General features: G+C 73.3%; 13 protein-coding genes and 1 pseudogene. 7 read left to right on the top strand and 7 right to left on the bottom strand.

What is annotated here, in order from left to right:
• Positions 1 to 261: 261 nt before the first annotated feature.
• Positions 262 to 1,086 carry an ATP-grasp domain-containing protein gene (locus tag ABZ793_RS24475; protein ID WP_357461286.1) on the bottom strand — a complete coding sequence of 275 codons (825 nt, stop codon included), beginning with the start codon at positions 1,084 to 1,086 and terminating at the stop codon, positions 262 to 264.
• Between the two features lie 124 nt (positions 1,087 to 1,210).
• The gene (locus tag ABZ793_RS24470) at positions 1,211 to 2,110 is read right to left on the bottom strand and encodes a helix-turn-helix transcriptional regulator (protein WP_357461284.1); all 900 of its coding nucleotides are present in this window, start codon (positions 2,108 to 2,110) and stop codon (positions 1,211 to 1,213) included.
• A 94-nt stretch (positions 2,111 to 2,204) separates the two neighbouring features.
• Between ABZ793_RS24470 and ABZ793_RS24465 the strand changes: the two genes are divergently transcribed.
• From ABZ793_RS24465 to ABZ793_RS24455, 3 genes are all read left to right on the top strand, one after another.
• The gene (locus tag ABZ793_RS24465; RefSeq protein WP_357461281.1) at positions 2,205 to 3,533 is read left to right on the top strand and encodes an MFS transporter; all 1,329 of its coding nucleotides are present in this window, start codon (positions 2,205 to 2,207) and stop codon (positions 3,531 to 3,533) included.
• 34 nt (positions 3,534 to 3,567) lie between these two features.
• Positions 3,568 to 4,611: a zinc-dependent alcohol dehydrogenase family protein gene (locus ABZ793_RS24460; RefSeq protein WP_357461279.1), complete on the top strand. Its 1,044-nt coding sequence runs from the start codon at positions 3,568 to 3,570 to the stop codon at positions 4,609 to 4,611.
• 146 nt (positions 4,612 to 4,757) lie between these two features.
• Complete coding sequence (locus ABZ793_RS24455; protein ID WP_357461326.1) at positions 4,758 to 5,273, top strand: DUF6886 family protein; 516 nt, start codon at positions 4,758 to 4,760, stop codon at positions 5,271 to 5,273.
• Between the two features lie 265 nt (positions 5,274 to 5,538).
• On the opposite strand, the gene ABZ793_RS24450 is transcribed toward ABZ793_RS24455, so the two are convergent.
• On the bottom strand, positions 5,539 to 5,943 hold the full coding sequence (locus ABZ793_RS24450; protein WP_357461277.1) for a hypothetical protein: 405 nt from the start codon (positions 5,941 to 5,943) through the stop codon (positions 5,539 to 5,541).
• 184 nt (positions 5,944 to 6,127) lie between these two features.
• On the opposite strand from ABZ793_RS24450, the pseudogene ABZ793_RS24445 reads away from it, so the two are divergent.
• Positions 6,128 to 6,211, top strand: a pseudogene (locus ABZ793_RS24445) (TOBE domain-containing protein); the annotation flags it as partial.
• Between the two features lie 101 nt (positions 6,212 to 6,312).
• On the opposite strand, the gene ABZ793_RS24440 reads toward ABZ793_RS24445, so the two are convergent.
• Entirely contained in the window at positions 6,313 to 6,819 is a 507-nt protein-coding gene (locus ABZ793_RS24440; protein WP_357461275.1) for a MarR family transcriptional regulator, read from the bottom strand.
• Between the two features lie 96 nt (positions 6,820 to 6,915).
• Here ABZ793_RS24440 and ABZ793_RS24435 point away from each other — a divergent pair, with 96 nt between their 5' ends.
• From ABZ793_RS24435 to ABZ793_RS24425, 3 genes are read left to right on the top strand one after another with little or no spacing between them, the layout of a single operon-like run.
• Positions 6,916 to 7,554 (top strand): NAD(P)-binding domain-containing protein, encoded by a 639-nt coding sequence (locus ABZ793_RS24435; RefSeq protein ID WP_357461272.1) that lies wholly within the window; start codon positions 6,916 to 6,918, stop codon positions 7,552 to 7,554.
• Positions 7,551 to 7,694, top strand: coding sequence for a hypothetical protein (locus tag ABZ793_RS24430; protein ID WP_357461270.1), 144 nt, complete (start codon positions 7,551 to 7,553; stop codon positions 7,692 to 7,694). The genes ABZ793_RS24435 and ABZ793_RS24430 overlap by 4 nt, the downstream gene beginning before the upstream one ends.
• Entirely contained in the window at positions 7,694 to 8,422 is a 729-nt protein-coding gene (locus tag ABZ793_RS24425) for a hypothetical protein (protein ID WP_357461268.1), read from the top strand. Before ABZ793_RS24430 ends, ABZ793_RS24425 begins: the two co-directional genes overlap by 1 nt.
• Before the next feature lie 356 nt (positions 8,423 to 8,778).
• Here ABZ793_RS24425 and ABZ793_RS24420 read toward each other — a convergent pair whose 3' ends face one another.
• The 3 genes from ABZ793_RS24420 to ABZ793_RS24410 are packed head-to-tail and all read right to left on the bottom strand — an operon-like array spanning position 8,779 to position 15,670.
• Positions 8,779 to 10,716, bottom strand: coding sequence for a hypothetical protein (locus tag ABZ793_RS24420; RefSeq protein ID WP_357461266.1), 1,938 nt, complete (start codon positions 10,714 to 10,716; stop codon positions 8,779 to 8,781).
• Entirely contained in the window at positions 10,713 to 14,483 is a 3,771-nt protein-coding gene (locus ABZ793_RS24415; protein ID WP_357461264.1) for a DUF5682 family protein, read from the bottom strand. Before ABZ793_RS24415 ends, ABZ793_RS24420 begins: the two co-directional genes overlap by 4 nt.
• Positions 14,480 to 15,670: an AAA family ATPase gene (locus tag ABZ793_RS24410; protein ID WP_357461262.1), complete on the bottom strand. Its 1,191-nt coding sequence runs from the start codon at positions 15,668 to 15,670 to the stop codon at positions 14,480 to 14,482. Before ABZ793_RS24410 ends, ABZ793_RS24415 begins: the two co-directional genes overlap by 4 nt.
• Positions 15,671 to 15,712 lie beyond the last annotated feature (42 nt).

Here is a 15,712-nt window from a genome sequence, read left to right as displayed (position 1 = left end):
GCGGCCGGGAGGCCCGCGACGGAGAACATGCTCCTGCCGGTGCTGAGGCACTGGACGACGGACCACAGATCACCGCCGAACGCGGCCGCAGGTCGTTACGCCTTGGCCGTGCGAGTCGGCCCGTCCGCTTCTGCCGCCGAGGGGTGCGCCCTGCCGGGCGTTCGTCACTGCCCGAGGCGCTGTCCGGGTGCCTCCTCCGTGGTGACGTCCCGGCTGGCGTCGAGGCGGGCGTTGTTGGCGACGTCGGTCATCGTGGGGCTGCTATCCGAAGGGGGTGGGCGGTCTTGTGAACGCATGGTCGCGGGGAGCCAGGCGGTGGCGTGGTCCGGCCGCCCGAAGCACCACGTCGAGGACCTGGTCGGGGTTGGCGGCGTAGCTTGTGCTGAACCAGGCCATGTTCGCCTCCACCACGGCCCAGTGTTCGTCGCCGCGGTCGGCGTTGCTGGCGAGGCCGACGTCGACAACGACGGCGCTGGGCAGGCTGTCAGCGCAGGCGTCGAGCAGGCTGACGGCGAAGTCGAGCACGGCGGCGCGGTGCGGGCAGGCGGCGAGGGGAGCCGGGTCGAGCCGGCCGTTGGTGGCGTATCGGCTGGCGGCGTGCACTGCGGCGTCGAGGACGAACAACCGGTACTCCACCAGGAACGTCACGATCTCGCTGACCAGTACCGGAGTGTCGGCGGGGTGACGCTCGGCACGGGGCAGGCGGGAGCCGTCGGCGTAGACGCCGGCCGTCAGGGTCTTGTCTCGGGGCGGCTTGACGAACATTGGCGTACGAGACCAGCGTGCGTCGCCGAGAGTGGTGAGGATGATGTCGCGGCGGGTGTACTCGTACGGCAGCTGCACCAGCCAGTCGTCGGCCGGTTCGAGCATCGCCAGGTCGAGGTCCGCGGCGACGGCAGCGGCGAAGGCCGGTCCGCCGTAGAGGTGCCCACCCCGGGCCCGCCGCAGCTGAGCTGGTACTGACGGGTGGGGCAGTTGCTCCACTGCCAGGCCCCGTCGCCGGGCCGATTCAGCAAGCAGCTCGGCGGTCCTGTCGAGGCGCGGCGGCAGCACCAGGAAGTCACCGACCGGGACGGCGATGGTCATGACTGACGATTCTGAGGACCCGCCACGTTGCCGTCGCCTGAATATCCTCGCCGCACGGCTGGGAGGGCTGTGGCCAGAGAACGGATCCCTTCTCCGGCGCTCTTGTGGCCGGAGTTCCACGTCGTCAGTCGGAGCGTTGGGCGGCTTCTGCGATGGCGGTCGCGGACCAGGTGGCGAGGATTTTCAGCCGCTCTTCGTGGATCGTTCCGGGTTCGGCGGTGTACACGCTCAGTTCGTGGACGGCGCGCGACGGGGTCGGCAGCGCGAGGGGCTGATAGGTCAACTCCAGTGTGCCGACGACAGGGTGCTGCAGACGTTTGATTCCTTCGTGCCGGATGCGGATGTCGTGTGATGCCCACATCTTCCGGAATTCGGCGCTGAGGGTGCAGAGCTCGCCGACGAGTTCCCGCAGTTGCCGGTCCTCGGGGTGTCGACCGGCCTCGGCGCGCAACAGGGCGACGGTCGAGGCGGCGCCGGCTTCCCAGTCTGCGAAGAAGTCGTGTGATGCCGGGTCGAGGAAATGGTAGCGGGCGAAGTTCGCTCGGCCGTTGGCTGTGGTGGTGTCGCTGCTGAACATGGGTTCGTGCAGTGCGCGGGCGAGCGCGTTGCTGGCGACCACGTCGAGACGTCCGTTGCGCAGGAATGCTGCCGACATCGTGATGGAATCGATCAGCCACTGCAGGTGGGGTTCGACCTTCGCCTCAGTGCGTCGGGAATTTCGGCGGGCTTTCGGCCGGGCGGCGTGGGCCAGGTCGAACAGGTAGGTGCGTTCTTCGTCGTCGAGGTGCAGTGCTCGGGCCACGGCGTCGAGGACATCTTCGGAGATTCCGCGGATGTAGCCCTTCTCCAGTCTGGTGTACCACTCGGTGCTGACGCCGGCGAGGACGGCGACCTCTTCCCGCCGCAGTCCGGGCACACGGCGCCGGCCACCGGCGGGCAGCCCTGCCCGCTCCGGGCTGATCTTGGCGCGGCGGCTGATCAGGAAGTCACGGATAGTGGTGCGATTGTCGGCCGAGTCGGGCATGCTCCCACGGTAGGCCCGGACGAACCTGGCAGAGGGGGGAGAGCTTGTACCCCCTATAAACGCCACCTTTCTCACGCCCCGGTGCGGCGCTCAAATGGATGCGAAGACGTTTCCGAGGCTGCACAGGAGTTCATGTATGCAGGGAGAAGCCACTCCCCTGAACGGCGGTTCCCGGTCCGGCGCGAGCGCGGCCCGTTCCGCCGCGCTGCCCTTGCTGATCTACGTCCTCGCCCTGGGGACGTTCCTGATGGGCACGACCGAGTTCATCGTGGCAGGTGTGTTGCCGGAGATCGCCGGTGACCTGCAGGTCAGTGTCGCCCGTGCGGGTCTGCTGATCACGGTGTTCGCGATCGGGATGATCATCGGTGCGCCGCTGATGGCGATGCTCACGCTGTGGCTGCCGCAACGCGTGGCCCTCATCCTCGCGCTGGTGGTCTTCGCGATCGGCCATATCGTGGTGGCAGTCGGTGACAGCTTCGCGGTGCTTCTGCTGGCGCGGTTGATCACCGCGTTCGCCACCGGCGCGTTCTGGGCCCTGTCCGCCGTGGTCGCGACCCGCGTCGCCGGGCCGGCGCGCGGAGCGCGGGCCATGGGTCTGGTGAACGCCGGAGGCATGCTCGCCACGGCACTGGGCGTTCCGCTCGGCGCGTTCGCCGGACAGCTCATCGGGTGGCGGGGCACGTTCTGGGCGCTCGCCGTCCTGGCGCTGGCCGCCACCGCTCTGATTTCCCGTCACGTCCCCCACGAGAAGGGACGGGCCCGGTCAGTGTCGGTGCGTTCCGAACTGTCCGGGCTGCGTTCCGGGCGGCTGTGGCTGGCCCTTGCCGGCTGCGCGGCGACCACCGGTGGTGTGCTTGCCGCGTACTCCTACATCGCGCCGTTGCTCACCGACCAGGCCGGTGTTCCGGCACGGCTGGTGCCGTTGGCGCTGGTCGGGTTCGGCGTCGGCGCCCTGGTGGGGTCACTGGTCGCCGGCCGTCTCGGCGACGCTCACCCGCACGTGGTCACGCTTGTGGCGCCCGTCGCCACCGCGATCCTGCTTGGGATGATCTGCCTGGCATCGGGAATGCCGTGGCTGACCGCGGGTGTGGTCGTGCTGCTCGGGTTCTTCGGGCTGGGCGCGAACCCGGTGCTGATCGCCCTGGCCGTGCGTTTCGCCGGGCGGGCGCCCACGCTGGGGTCCTCGCTGACCGTGTCGGCGTTCAACGCCGGTACCGCCGTCGGCTCCTGGATCGCGGGCCTGGCGCTGGCCTCCACGCTCGGAGCCACCGGCCCCGCCGCCGTCGGCGTGGCCATCGTCGTCCTGGCGGTGGTCCCCGCGGTGGCGTTGGCCCTCATCGCGCGCCGCCGCGCCGCGAGTCCGCCCAAATCGGGCGACGCCACGACAACCAGCGCAGCGGTCGAGACCTACGCCGCCGTCTGACAACCCCCGCAACAAATCGAAGGAAAGGAAGATCATGCGCGCAACCCTCATGTACGGTGCCGGCGATGTCCGCGTCGAGAACGTCCCCGACTCCACGATCAAGCTGCCCACCGACGCGCTGCTGCGGATCACGGCGTCCTGTATCTGCGGCAGCGACCTGCACCCGTACCACTCGATGTCCCGTGAGACCGGCCCGGCCCGGATGGGACACGAACTGATCGGCATCGTCGAGGACACCGGCTCGGAGGTGACCACCCTCAAGCGCGGTGACCTGGTCGTCGCCCCGTTCGCCATCTCCGACAACACCTGCCGGTTCTGCCGCGAGAACCTGCAGACCTCCTGCTCCCACCCCCAGGCCAACTTCCTGGACGGCATCCCCGACGAAGGCGGGCAGGCCGAAGCGATCCGGATCCCCCTCGCCGACGGCACCCTCGTCAAGCTGCCCGTCGCCGCGGACTCCGCGCTCATCCCGTCGCTGCTCACGCTCGCCGACGTCTTCGGCACCGGCTACCACGCCGCCATCAAGGGCGGCGTGCGCAAGGGCAGCTCCGTCACCGTCATCGGCGACGGCGCCGTCGGGCTCCTCGCCGTGCTGTCGGCCAAGCGCCTCGGCGCCGAGCAGATCATCCTCATGGGCCGCCACCGGGCCCGCACCGACCTGGGCACCGAATTCGGCGCCACCGACGTGGTCACCGAGCGCGGCGACGAGGGCATCGCCAAGGTCCGGGAACTGACCGGCGGCCACGGCACCCACGCCGTGCTCGAAGCCGTCGGCCACATGTCCGCCTACGAGCAGGCCGTCGGCGTCGTCCGCCCCGGCGGCGTGATCAGCCGCGTCGGCGTCCCCCAGTACGAGAACGCGCCCATCGGCTTCGGCAGCCTCTTCCGCCACAACATCATCCTCGCCGGCGGCCCCGCTCCCGTGCGCGCGTACATCGAGGAACTGATGCCCGACATCCTCGACGGAACCATCGAGCCCGGCAAGGTGTTCGACGCCACCACCGACCTCGACGGCGTGCCCGCCGGCTACCAGGACATGGACGACCGCAAGAGCCTCAAGGTCCTCATCAAGCCCTGACGCCGTGCACGGCCCCGCCCTCGCTGCCGACGTAACGACACGAGGGCGGGTCCGAGCCGGTCAAGCAGCCTCCCGATCACGACCCCAGAATCGCCCTGCACGGCCGCCGGTGTATACACGACCACATGCGACCGGGGCCGGGCGAGGTGTTGCACTTCTCCGAGGACCCGACAATCAAACGGTTCCTCCCGCACGTCGCCGCGACCGCCCGACAGCCAGACGCCTTCGTCTGGGCCGTCGATCACGACCGGGCACCCGATTACTGGTTCCCTCGACAATGCCCCCGCGCGATGGCCTGGCTACGCACAGGCACCACGGCGGCCGACCGGGCCAGCATCATCGGCGCCGGCTGCGGCGACCGCGTCCATGCCATCGAGTACGGCTGGCTGGACGCGATGCGAACGGTCCGGCTGTTCGCCTACCGGCTGCCGGCCGATCGGTTTCGGCCCTTCGGTGTCCCTGAACCCCACGCCCACGTCGCGGTCGAGCCGATCGAGCCACTCGGCCCGCCCGAGCCCGTAGGCGACCTCCTCGACTGCCATGCCGAGGCCGGCATCCAGCTACGCGTCCTGAACAACCTGTGGCCCTTCTGGGACGCCGTGATCGCCAGCACGCTGGGCTTCAGCGGCATCCGGCTATGCAACGCGTCACCTCGCCCGTGATCATCAACACCGCCGGCGCTCAGTTGTGCGGACAGCGGTCGGGACGCCTGAAGTGTCCAGGTCGAGGTGTGTACCGGGAAGATGCCTGCCGGATCGGCAGGGTGAGCCAGGAACTCGACCAGCGCATGTCGATCCCGCCCCGCCACCTGACGGCGAAGGATCGGCGACGTGGATCTCTGAAGGTCACAGGTCGACCGCGACGTACCGCCCGCTGGCCGAAGTTGCGGAACCGCTTCCGGGAGTTGCCGAAGCCGTCGTACCGGGTTCAGCGGTTCTCGTCGCGGCCGAAGGTGATCGACGTGCCGATGAACCTGGTGGCGACGATCGGCGCTGCGAGACGAGGTGAGCAGCTCGGGTGTACCACCGCACCGCCACGGTCCCCGCCTTGCCGGCCAGGCGGGGGGACGAACATGGCGTACGCGATGCCGAACGCCAGGCTGGCCAGCAGCGCCAGGGGCAGTGAGATGTCATCGACGGGCCGGAAGATCTGCCAGTGAATGAGGTAGATGTAGATCGAACTCGCGGCCAGCGCCGCGGCGACCCGGTTGAGCAGGGGCACGCTGGGCAGGTCGGCCACCCAGATCATGAGGAGCAGGCCGCCGATGATGACGGCCTCGCGTCCAGGGTCCCCGAAGAACGTCGGCACGCTCGCGACGATCGCGAGCGTCACGCACAGTTTCTGGCCGACGGTGGTGGCTTGGCCGCCGCCCAGCCGAGGGCGAACAGCCAGAACACGACGACCGGGGTGGGCAGGTGCACGCCGGGCACGAGTTGGTAGCGCGAGACGAGCCCGAGAGCGGCCAGCGTGAAGTGCCACCAGTAGTTCGTGCCGTCCGCGCGGAGACGTCACGGTCCTGATCCGGCCGGAGCAGCTGCGGCTGAACGACGCCGACGCACCGGGGGTACCCGCGACCGTCCGCCACCATCTGTTCCAAGGCCACGACGCCTCATCGACGTCCAACTGGACGACGGCGGGTGGACCACTTCGGTCTCCCCGAAGTGGTCCACCCGCCGAAGGGACTGGTCAGGGCATTGTCGGTCAGCCGGCCGGGGCTGCGGCGTCGCCGGGCGTGGGACACGGTGCGGCCTCGTGGGCCGGCCGCTCGCGGTCGCGCCGCAGGAGCCGGTCGAGCAGGTCGTCCAGGGTCTTGATCTCGTCGCTGGTGTAGTCGGCGAAGACGCGCTCGAGGTTGCGCACGTGAATCTTGGCCGCCTCCTCGAGTTTCTGCCGCCCGTCCGGGGTGAGGGCGGCGAAGCTGACCCGCCGATCGGTGGGGCACGGAACGCGTTCCACGAGACCGGCGGTGACCATCCGGTCCAGGAGCCGGGTCATCCCTCCCGTGGTGAGCGCGATCTGGCTGGCGAGGGCGCTCATCGTCAGTTTGTCCGGCGAGCGGGCGATGCGCAGCATAGCCTCGAACCAGGTATGCGGGATGCCGCACTCGCGCTCCAGCGCCTCGCCGAGCTGCCGCTCCAGCGCGCTGTATGCCTCCACGAGCCGCCCGAACGTCGTCACCAGCCCGTGGTCGACCGCGCTCTTCACCATGCCAGAAACCTTACACTACAGATGTTGACGGATCAAATAGTCCGACGTACAGTCGTTGAATACTCAACATCTGAGTTGTCAGAGAAGGAGTGGGAAATGCGTATCGCGATCCTGGGTGCCGGCAATGTCGGTGGGGCTGTGGCGACCGCCGCCGTGCGCGCCGGCCACGACGTCGTCATCGCGGCGACCAGCGCCGAGCACGCCCAGAAGGCGGCCGGCAGCGCCGGTGCGAGCGCCGCTGCGTCCAACGCAGAGGCGGTGCAGGGAGCAGATCTCGTGCTGCTCGCCGTTCCGCACGCCGCCGTCGCCGGCATCGCCACCGAGCTGGGCGAGGCACTGACCGGCAAGGTCCTCGTCGACGTGACGAACCCGATCAACGACACCTACAGCGACCTGGTCACCGGCGGCGTCTCGGCTGCGGAGCAGCTTCAGGCCCAGGCGACCGGGGCATCCGTGGTCAAGGCCTTCAACACCATCCTCGCGAGCCGCCACAGCAACCCGGTGGAGAGCGGCGCGCCCCTGGACGCCTTCATCGCCGGCGACGACGGTGCCGCCAAGGACAAGGTCGCCGAGCTGGCCTCCTCCCTGGGCTACCGGGTGATCGACGCGGGCGGGCTGCGGATGGCCCGGTCGCTGGAGGAGATGGCACTGCTGAACATCATGCTCAACGCCCGTAACGGGTGGAGCTGGCAGAGCGGCTGGAAGCTGGTCGGGCCGGTGGGCGGCGCAGCATGAGCGTCAGCCCCAACGCGGCGCCCGTCCAGCACCTCGACCTGTCGGCGGAGGTGCGCCGCTGGAGCGACGTCGGCACGGCGGGCCGGCTGCTGCCGGGCCCGGTGGACCCCACGGCGCCCGCGCGGACGAAGGTGCGGTGATGAGCGCGATGCAGACGTTCGCGCCGCCGGTCGTGGCCACCGCGGGCAGCACCGATGCGGATGCCCCGCTGGTGGTGCTGCTGCATGGCCGTGGCTCGCACGAGCGGGAGATCCTTCGCCTGGCCGACCACCTGCCCGTGGGCCCCACGTACGCGGCGGTGCGGGCGCCGATCGCCGAGGGCGGCGGGTACGCGTGGTTCGCCAACCGCGGCATCGGCCGGCCGGTCGCCGAGTCGTTGCGCGCGACAATGGACTGGTTCCGCGACTGGCTCGACGGTGTCGCTCCCGCGGGCCGGCCGGTGGTGCTGATCGGGTTCAGCGGCGGGGCCGCGTTCGCCGGTGGGCTGCTGCTCGACGATCCGGGCCGCTACGCCGGCGCCGCGATCCTGTACGGGACGCTGCCGTTCGACGCCGGCGTCCCGACCACGCCCGGCCGGCTGGCCGGCGTGCCCGTCGTCGTGGCCCAGGGCGAACACGACAGCGTCATCCCACGGGAACTGCTCGACCGCACCTGGAACTACCTGCACACCGAGGCCGGTGCCGCGACCCTCGCCCGCCGCGACCCGGTCGGCCACGGCATCGCCGCGCCGGCGCGGGCGACCGTAGCCGGCTGGCTGCGGAAACGCCTGGCACCTGCCGACCGGGTCCGCCCGACGCCGTCTCCGGGGACGTGGACAAGGCCGCCCGGCGGCCAGCTCCCGCCGCCCGTGGGGCCCGCGCGACGGTGAGCAGTCAGGTTCGGCGGCAGCAGCGCAGCGACAACGCGCCGGTCGAGCTGCGGGAATAGTCATTCGCGCGTATCGCCGCGCTGCCACCCGCGCTCGCCGCGGGCCTGGCCGCCAAGGGCTGGGGCGTCGTTCCGGCCGCACCTGCCCGGCCAGCCGCCGGTGGTACTGAGCCGGATCCGAACCCGGATGTTGTTGCCCTCGGCGACGAGGGCCTGGACCTGCTGCCCTCCGCCCGAGGGTCGGCGCCCGCCCGGGTTCGGGCGGGCGCCGGGGCGCAGGTGGTCCGGGTCGTGTTTCGCATCACCTGGCCTGCCACCCACCGGCCGGGAGCTCGATCGCCCCCGGATTCCGGCAGGTCAGCCAACCGGTGGGCCAGTCCAGGAGGACCGGATCAGCTCCCGCTCGGTGGCGGCGAGGTGGGCGGTCGCGGCGAGCCAGGCCCAGGCGTACCGGTCCGGGTCGGGATCGGCGAGCCGGCCGAACGCGTCCCGGCCGCGCCGGTCGGACTCGTCGGCGAGCGCGGCGGCCACCGCGGCGGCGGTGGTGAAGCCGGCGCGGCGCAGCGGACCGGCCAGCCCGGCGCCCTCGCCCCGGGCCGCCTCGCCGACGGCGCGGCGACCACCGGAGACGGCCAGCTCCACCAGCCGGCGGACCCGCCACAGCGGGGACTCCGCAACCGCGTCGGCACCGACGGCGAGAACCGGGTCGGTCATCGCGGCCGGGTCGCGCGGCGGCAGGTGGCCGCCCTGGATCTGGTCGTAGCCGAGGTCCGCCCGGCCGTGCCAGTCCGCCGGCAGCCGCAGCGTCGTGGCGGCACCGGGCACCGGGCCGACCGCGAGCGGGTGCAGCGTGCTGGCCCGGTCCGGGTCCAGCCGGCCGACCACCCGGATCCGCAGGCCCGGCCTGGAGGCGAGCCGCCGCAGGTTCGCCACGTGGGCCAGCACCGGGTGGGAGTTGACCGGCACCAGCCGGATCACCGGCCCATCCGGCACCGGCGCGCGGTCCGGTCCGGCGTCGGTGGCGGGGGCCAGCTCCCGGGCCAGCACCTGGTCCCCGGCGGCACCGACCACCATCAGGTCACAGCCGACCAGCGCGGTCCCGGCCCGGGCCGGGTCCTCCGGATCGTCGGCGGCGAGTTGAGCGGTCACCACCTCGGCGAGCGGGCGGGCGAACAGTTCCGCCAGGGGCCCGGTGGACCAGTCGGTCCCGGTGATCGGGGTGGCTCGGACCCCCTTGCCGGCACCGAGCCGGCCGTCCGGGGAGACGGTGGTGCCGGTGATCCGCAGGCCGCCGCGGGCCAGCACCGCGTGGTTGACCGCGACCGCGCCCATCTCGGTGACCGCCCGGGCGCAGTCCTGCGCCCGGTCCGGGCCGCCCGGCTTCACGTCGCCGAAGGAGAGCTGGCGCCCGTCGGCGGCGACCAGGTGGGTGACCACCCCGGCGTACCCGGTCGCGCTGATCACCGGTTCCCGGCAGACGCCGTACACCTCCAGCGTGCCGTCCGGCTGGTAGGCCCGCCGGAGGATGCCGACCAGCGCCGGGTCGGGATCGCCGGCGGCCAGCCGACCGGCCACGTACAGCAGGTCGTGCAGCACCTCGACCAGTTCCGCCAGCCGATGGCCGGTCTGTCGTCCCCGGTGGGCGCGCAGTCCACGTACCGTGCGCAGCGCGGCGCTCTCGGCCCGCGGCAGGCCGGCCAGTCGGGCGCTGTGCGCGGCCCGCAGCAGTTCGGCCTGCGGGACCGCGCCGGCGGCCGGGACGCCGGCCGCGAGCACCGCGGCGGCTGCCCGCCACAGCGCGCCGGCGGCGGCCCGTTGCGCCTTCGTCGGTGCCGCGCTCCGTCCGGCACGACCGGCGGCCGCGCCATCCGTCTTTCCGGTGCGCCCGGCCCTCCCGGTACGCCCGGTGGCCGCGCCGACGTCATCCGAAGTGGACGACGCGGCGGTGGTGGACACCGGATCGGGGTGGGTGGCCGGGTCGGCGACCGGGCAGGCGACCAGGACCGCGGTCCGGTGCAGGCAGCGGGGCGACAGCAGGCAGCTGCACCTTGCCTGGTGCGGGTCGGTGACCGCGCCGGTCGGTCCGGGCGTCAGGGTGACCAGGGCCTCGGCGCCGCAGTCGACCGACACGCCGCCGTCGACCCGGCCGACCGGTACACCGGCCAGCCGTTCGACAGTGGCGTCCAGCCGCTTGTGCAGCCGGGACGGCAGGGCCGCCACCGCCGCGGCGGCGACCCCCGGCAGCACCGGCGGCAGCCGGTCGGTGTCCACGGCGGTGGATGTGCGGTCCGTCAACGTGATCCTCCGCGTACACGGTCGCCCACCCAGCGGGCGAGTTCGAGCGGGCTGAGAGCGGCGACCGGCATCCCCGCCGCGACGAGCTGCTCGGCGACCGGTACCGAGTAGCAGGGCACTCCCCTGTCGTTCAGCGCGGCACAGCCGAGCAGATGCACGCCGGAGCTGGCCAGCGTGCGGACCTCGCCGAGCAGCCCGGCCAGCGGGTAGCCCTCCTCGAAGTCGCTGACCACCGCGACGATGGTGCGGCTCGGCACGGTCACCAGCGAGCGGGCGTGGGCCAGCCCGGCGGCGATGTGCGTACCGCCGCCGACGCGCACCTCCAGCAGCAGCGACAGCGGGTCGTCGACCCGGTCGGTCAGGTCGACCACCTCGGTGGAGAAGGCGAGGAAGTGGGTGGACAGGGTGGGCACCCCGGCCAGCACGGCGGCGGTCAACGCCGACCACACCACCGACGCCTCCATCGAGCCGGACACGTCGACCACCAGCACCAGCCGCCAGTCGGCCTCCTTGCGGGTCCGGGTGTTGAAGACCGGACGTTCCGGCACCACCACCGTCCGGCCGTCGCCGAGCCGCTGGGTGTGCGCCAGGTTCGCCCGCAGCGTACGGGCGAGGTTGATCCGGCCGCCGGGACGGCGGGACGGACGCGGATTCGTCAGCCCGGTCAGCGCCGGACGAACCTGGGTGGCCAACTGCCTGGTCAGCTCCTCGACCAGCCGCCGGACCAGTGGCCGCAGCTTGGCCAGCTGCCCCTCGGGCAGGCCACCGGCCAGCGACAGCACCGAGGTCAGCAGCTCCATCGAGGGGCGTACCGCGGCCGGGTCGAGTTCGGTGAGCACGTCGGTACGGCCGCTCTCGGCCGCCCGGGCGATGACCTCCTCGCGCACCGCGGTGCCGAACAGCGCCTCGAGTTCGTCGGCCCACTCGCGCGCGGTCGGGAAGGAGGCGTCCTGGCCGCCGCCGGCCGCCTGGCCGAGGTCGGTGGCCCCCTCGCCCTGACCCGCCCCGTACAGCTCGTCCAGGGCGCGGGCGTAGCGGCGGGCGTCGGTCGGCAACCGGTCGGGTTGGCGGCCGAGCAGCAGCCGCCACCGGTCCGTGGCGGTGAGCCAGGCGGCCGGCGTGCCCGCCCCGGGTTCGACGTCGGCGGCGCCGGTCGGCGTGCCCGGCCCGCGCTCGACGTCGGCGGCGCCGGTCGGCGTGCCCGGGATCGGGATGTCGCGGGCGACCAGGGCGGCCCGGCCGGCCGCGTCGGCGGCGGCCCAGCGGGCCAGCAGCTCGGGCGCGGCGGACAGGGCCAGATCGAGTCGGTCACCCAGCCGTTCGGCGACGGTGTGCAGCAGCCGCCCCCGGGCCGCCGGGGTGAGCACGTCGAACCCGCCACGCAGCGCCGGCAGCCGGTCCAGGAACTCGGTGTCGGTGAGCCGCTCGATCCGCTCCAGCAGCGGGTCCAGCGCGGCCGGGGCGGACTGCAGCAGCGGATGCGCCGCGATGAGCAGACCACCGAGCAGCCGGTGCAGGTGCCGACGGGTGTCCGGCCCGGTCGCCGCGTCGATCCAGCCGGCCACCCGTGTGCCCAGGGTTTCCAGGTCGGTCAGGTCGAGCAGCACCCGGGCGGCCAGGGCGGCACCCTGGATCAGCGACGAACCGGCCCGGGCCAGGTAGGCGAGGGCCTCGTCCAGGCGTAGGCCGATCCGGTCCTCGCCGGCCCGGACCGCGAGGTCCACCAGCGCGGCGGCATCGGCCGCGGCGTCGCTGCCGGCCAGGCCGGGCAGCCCGCGGACCGCCGCGTCCAGCAGCACGACGGCCAGCTCGGCCGCCCGGGCCCGACCGTCGGCGGTGGTGCCGGGCAGGTGTTCCCGGCGCAGCGCCTCCAGCAGGTCCAGTGCGGCCAGCAGCTCGGGCAGCGTGCCGGTGCCCGGCAGCACCGCGGCCGCCAACTCGAGCCGGTCGGTGACCAGTTCGGGCAGGTCGCACCGGGCGGCGTCGCGTAGCCCGGTGAGCAGCTGAGCGGCGGTGGGGCCGCCGTCGGCGGCCTCCCGGCGGAACCGCTCCCGCAGGGTGCCGGCCGCGGCCAGCGCCGCGGTCACCCCGCGTACGCCGACCAGGTCCAGCCGGGCCGCCACGGACGGCGTCCAGGCCAGTTGCCAGCGGGTGGTCAGGGCGGCACCGTCGCCGGTCCCGGACACCGCGATCGGCTCGCCGTAGCCGACGCCGCAGATCTGGAGGCGTTGCAGCAGGATCTCCCGCCGCCCGTCCAGCTCGGTGCGCAGCGGGTCCAGCCGCACCTCGCGGGACTTCGGGCTGTCCGGGTTGGGCATCCGCAGCGCGGTGAGTTCCGCCTCGACCGCTGGGCCGAGCCCGGACCGCGGCGTACCGGGGGCGACCCGGCCCCGCTCGGCACCGACCAGCACGGTCTCCAGCGCCTTCGCCAGCGCCCGGCCGCGGCCGAGCAGTTCACCCTGACCGAGCACGGTGGTCACCGCCTCCAGCACCTCGCCCCGGCCGGGGGCGGGCAGGTCCCGCAGCCGCGCCAGGTCGCCGGCCAGCCGTACCGTCTCGGCGGCCTCGCCGGTACCGGCGGTGTGACCGGCCGAGCGGAGTTCCCGGCACAGGTCGGTGACCGCCCGGGCGGCGGCGGCGCGGATCAGTTCCGGGTCGCCGCCAGCGGTGAAGACGGACTGCTGCCAGCGCGGGTCGCGGATCCCGGCCGGGTAGCCGGACCGGGAGTCGAGCAGGTCGAACGCGTACGGCACCAGCGAGGTGACCGCCGTGCCGCCGCCGTTGGTGGTGGCCGACCCGGGTTGGGTCGTCACGGACCGCACCGGACCGGCCGGGGCGACGACGGGCCGGGTGGACGCGGCGGCGCCACCGGCGGTCGACACCAGCTCTCCGCCGACCGGGCCGGCCGACCGGGCCGGGCCGTCGCCGGCGTCGGTCGACGGGGCGGCGAGCAGGGCCGGGGCGTGGAAGGCGCCGATGACGGCGGCGACCCGCCGGCCGGCTGCGCCGGCCTCGGCCAGCACCCGGCGCATGTGCCGCTCGCGGGCCAGGTCCCGGGCCGGCACGCCGTCGCCGCTGGCGCTGTCGGTACGCATCGCCCAGCCGACGCCGAGGGCGGCCCGGCGGACCGCCTCCGGTGGGCAGCCCGGGGCACGCACCTCGACCACCCGGTCCCACAGGTCGTCGCCGTCCCGGCCGGTGCCGCTGGCGCTGAGCGCGACGGCGTAGCCGGACCGGCGCAGGCCGGGCACCGGCTCACCGGCGTCCGGGTCGGGATCGGCGGTCGGCACGGAACCGGCAGTCGGGTCGGGTTCGGTGGCCGGGTCGGTGCTGTCGGCGGTCCAGCCGGGATCGGCCAGCGGCAGGTCGCAGCAGACCACCTCGACGCCGCGCTGCCGGGCCCAGCGGATCGCGGCCAGTTCCGGGGAGAAGTCGGCGAACGGGTAGAAGCCCATCGGCCCGTCCGTGCCGTGGCTGCCCACCAGGGCCAGCGGGGCCCGGGCGGCCGGGTCGGACAGGTACGGCAGCCAGCCCTGGAAGTCGGCCGGCAGCTCGATACAGACCACCTCGGCGCCGGCGGCGTCCAGCAGTGCCGGGACCACCGCGGCGAGGGCCGGGCTGTGATGCCGCACCCCGATCAGGTACGGCCGGACCGAACCGGCGAGCGCGTCGACCACGGCTCGCGGATCGGCCGTCGTCGGGTCGACCGTCGACGGGGCGGCGGTCGGCGGCGCCGCGCCGGTCGACGTGCTGGAGAGGGTCGTCACCGCAGGTTCTCCCGCAGGTCCCAGAGCCGACGCCACATCGCCGAGCCGTCCTCGGCGCGGCGGCGGACCGGGCCGTCCCAGTAGCCGAGCAGTCGGGCGTGGTCGTTCTGGTCGTCCTTGCGGACCACGCCGAGCAGGTGCCCGGGCACCAGGTCGAGCGCGTCCCCGCCGGGCAGGTACGCGGCGGCCAGGCCGAGCGACGCCGCCACCTGCACCGCCTCGGCGGTGGACATGACCGTGCCGGGCCGTTCCACGTCCCAGCCCTCGCCCGACCGGCCGGTACGCAGGTCGCGGAACACGGTGACCAGGGCGTCCAGCACCGCGTCGTCCACCGTGTACGCCGCGCCGGCACGCTGCACGGCGGCGGTGGCCTGCCGGCGGACCAGGTCGGTCTCGGTGTCCGCGTCCGAGATCGGGTGGACGGTCTCGAAGTTGAACCGGCGCTTGAGGGCCGAGGACATCTCCGACACGCCCCGGTCCCGCAGGTTGGCGGTGGCGATCACGGTGAACCCGGGCACGGCGCGGATCAGGCCGTCCTCGCTGCCGGCCAGCTCCGGGACGTTCATCCGCCGGTCGGACAGGATGGACACCAGCGCGTCCTGCACCTCGGGCAGGCAGCGGGTGACCTCCTCGATCCGGACCACCCGGCCGGTGCGCATCGCGGTCAGCACCGGCGAGTCGACCAGCGCCTGCGGGGTCGGGCCCTGGGCGAGCAGCAGGGCGTAGTTCCAGCCGTACCGGAAGGCATCCTCGGTGGTGCCGGCGGTGCCCTGCACGGTCAGCGCGCTGGTGCCGCAGACCGCGGCGGCCAGCAGCTCGGACAGCATGGACTTCGCGGTACCGGGCTCGCCGACCAGCAGCAGGCCCCGCTCACCGGCCAGGGTGACCACGCACCGCTCGACCAGGCTCCGCTCACCGACGAACTTCGGCGCGATGGTCATGCTGTCCGGCAGTTCGGTGCCGTCCGGACCGGTACGCCGGTCGGCGGGCAGCTTCAACGCCTCGCCGTCGCTGCCCCGGATGAAGGTGACCACGGCGCGCGGGGTCAGCGCCCAGCCCGGCGGCCGGGCGCCGTCGTCGTACGCGGCCAGGAAGGCCAGCTCGTCGGCGTACCGCTGTTCGGCGGAGAGGACCTGGGCTGCGGTCTCCGGCGCCGCGGTGGGGCGGACGTGTTCCGTCACGGTCACGGGTGTTCCTCGATCTCTCTGGTTCGGATGGGGTGTGCGGGA

It is taken from the genome of Micromonospora sp. NPDC047465 (assembly GCF_040643125.1).
In the GTDB taxonomy this organism is placed as follows: domain Bacteria; phylum Actinomycetota; class Actinomycetes; order Mycobacteriales; family Micromonosporaceae; genus Micromonospora.
This window is presented reverse-complemented; position numbering and strand designations above follow the sequence as displayed.

Bases quoted from the DNA above. Each gene is read 5' to 3' on its own strand.
- ABZ793_RS24475 (WP_357461286.1), bottom strand. From the start codon at position 1,086: ATGACCATCGCCGTCCCGGTCGGTGACTTCCTGGTGCTGCCGCCGCGC.
- ABZ793_RS24470 (WP_357461284.1), bottom strand. From the start codon at position 2,110: ATGCCCGACTCGGCCGACAATCGCACCACTATCCGTGACTTCCTGATC.
- ABZ793_RS24465 (WP_357461281.1), top strand. From the start codon at position 2,205: ATGGATGCGAAGACGTTTCCGAGGCTGCACAGGAGTTCATGTATGCAG.
- ABZ793_RS24460 (WP_357461279.1), top strand. From the start codon at position 3,568: ATGCGCGCAACCCTCATGTACGGTGCCGGCGATGTCCGCGTCGAGAAC.
- ABZ793_RS24440 (WP_357461275.1), bottom strand. From the start codon at position 6,819: ATGGTGAAGAGCGCGGTCGACCACGGGCTGGTGACGACGTTCGGGCGG.
- ABZ793_RS24435 (WP_357461272.1), top strand. From the start codon at position 6,916: ATGCGTATCGCGATCCTGGGTGCCGGCAATGTCGGTGGGGCTGTGGCG.
- ABZ793_RS24430 (WP_357461270.1), top strand. From the start codon at position 7,551: ATGAGCGTCAGCCCCAACGCGGCGCCCGTCCAGCACCTCGACCTGTCG.
- ABZ793_RS24425 (WP_357461268.1), top strand. From the start codon at position 7,694: ATGAGCGCGATGCAGACGTTCGCGCCGCCGGTCGTGGCCACCGCGGGC.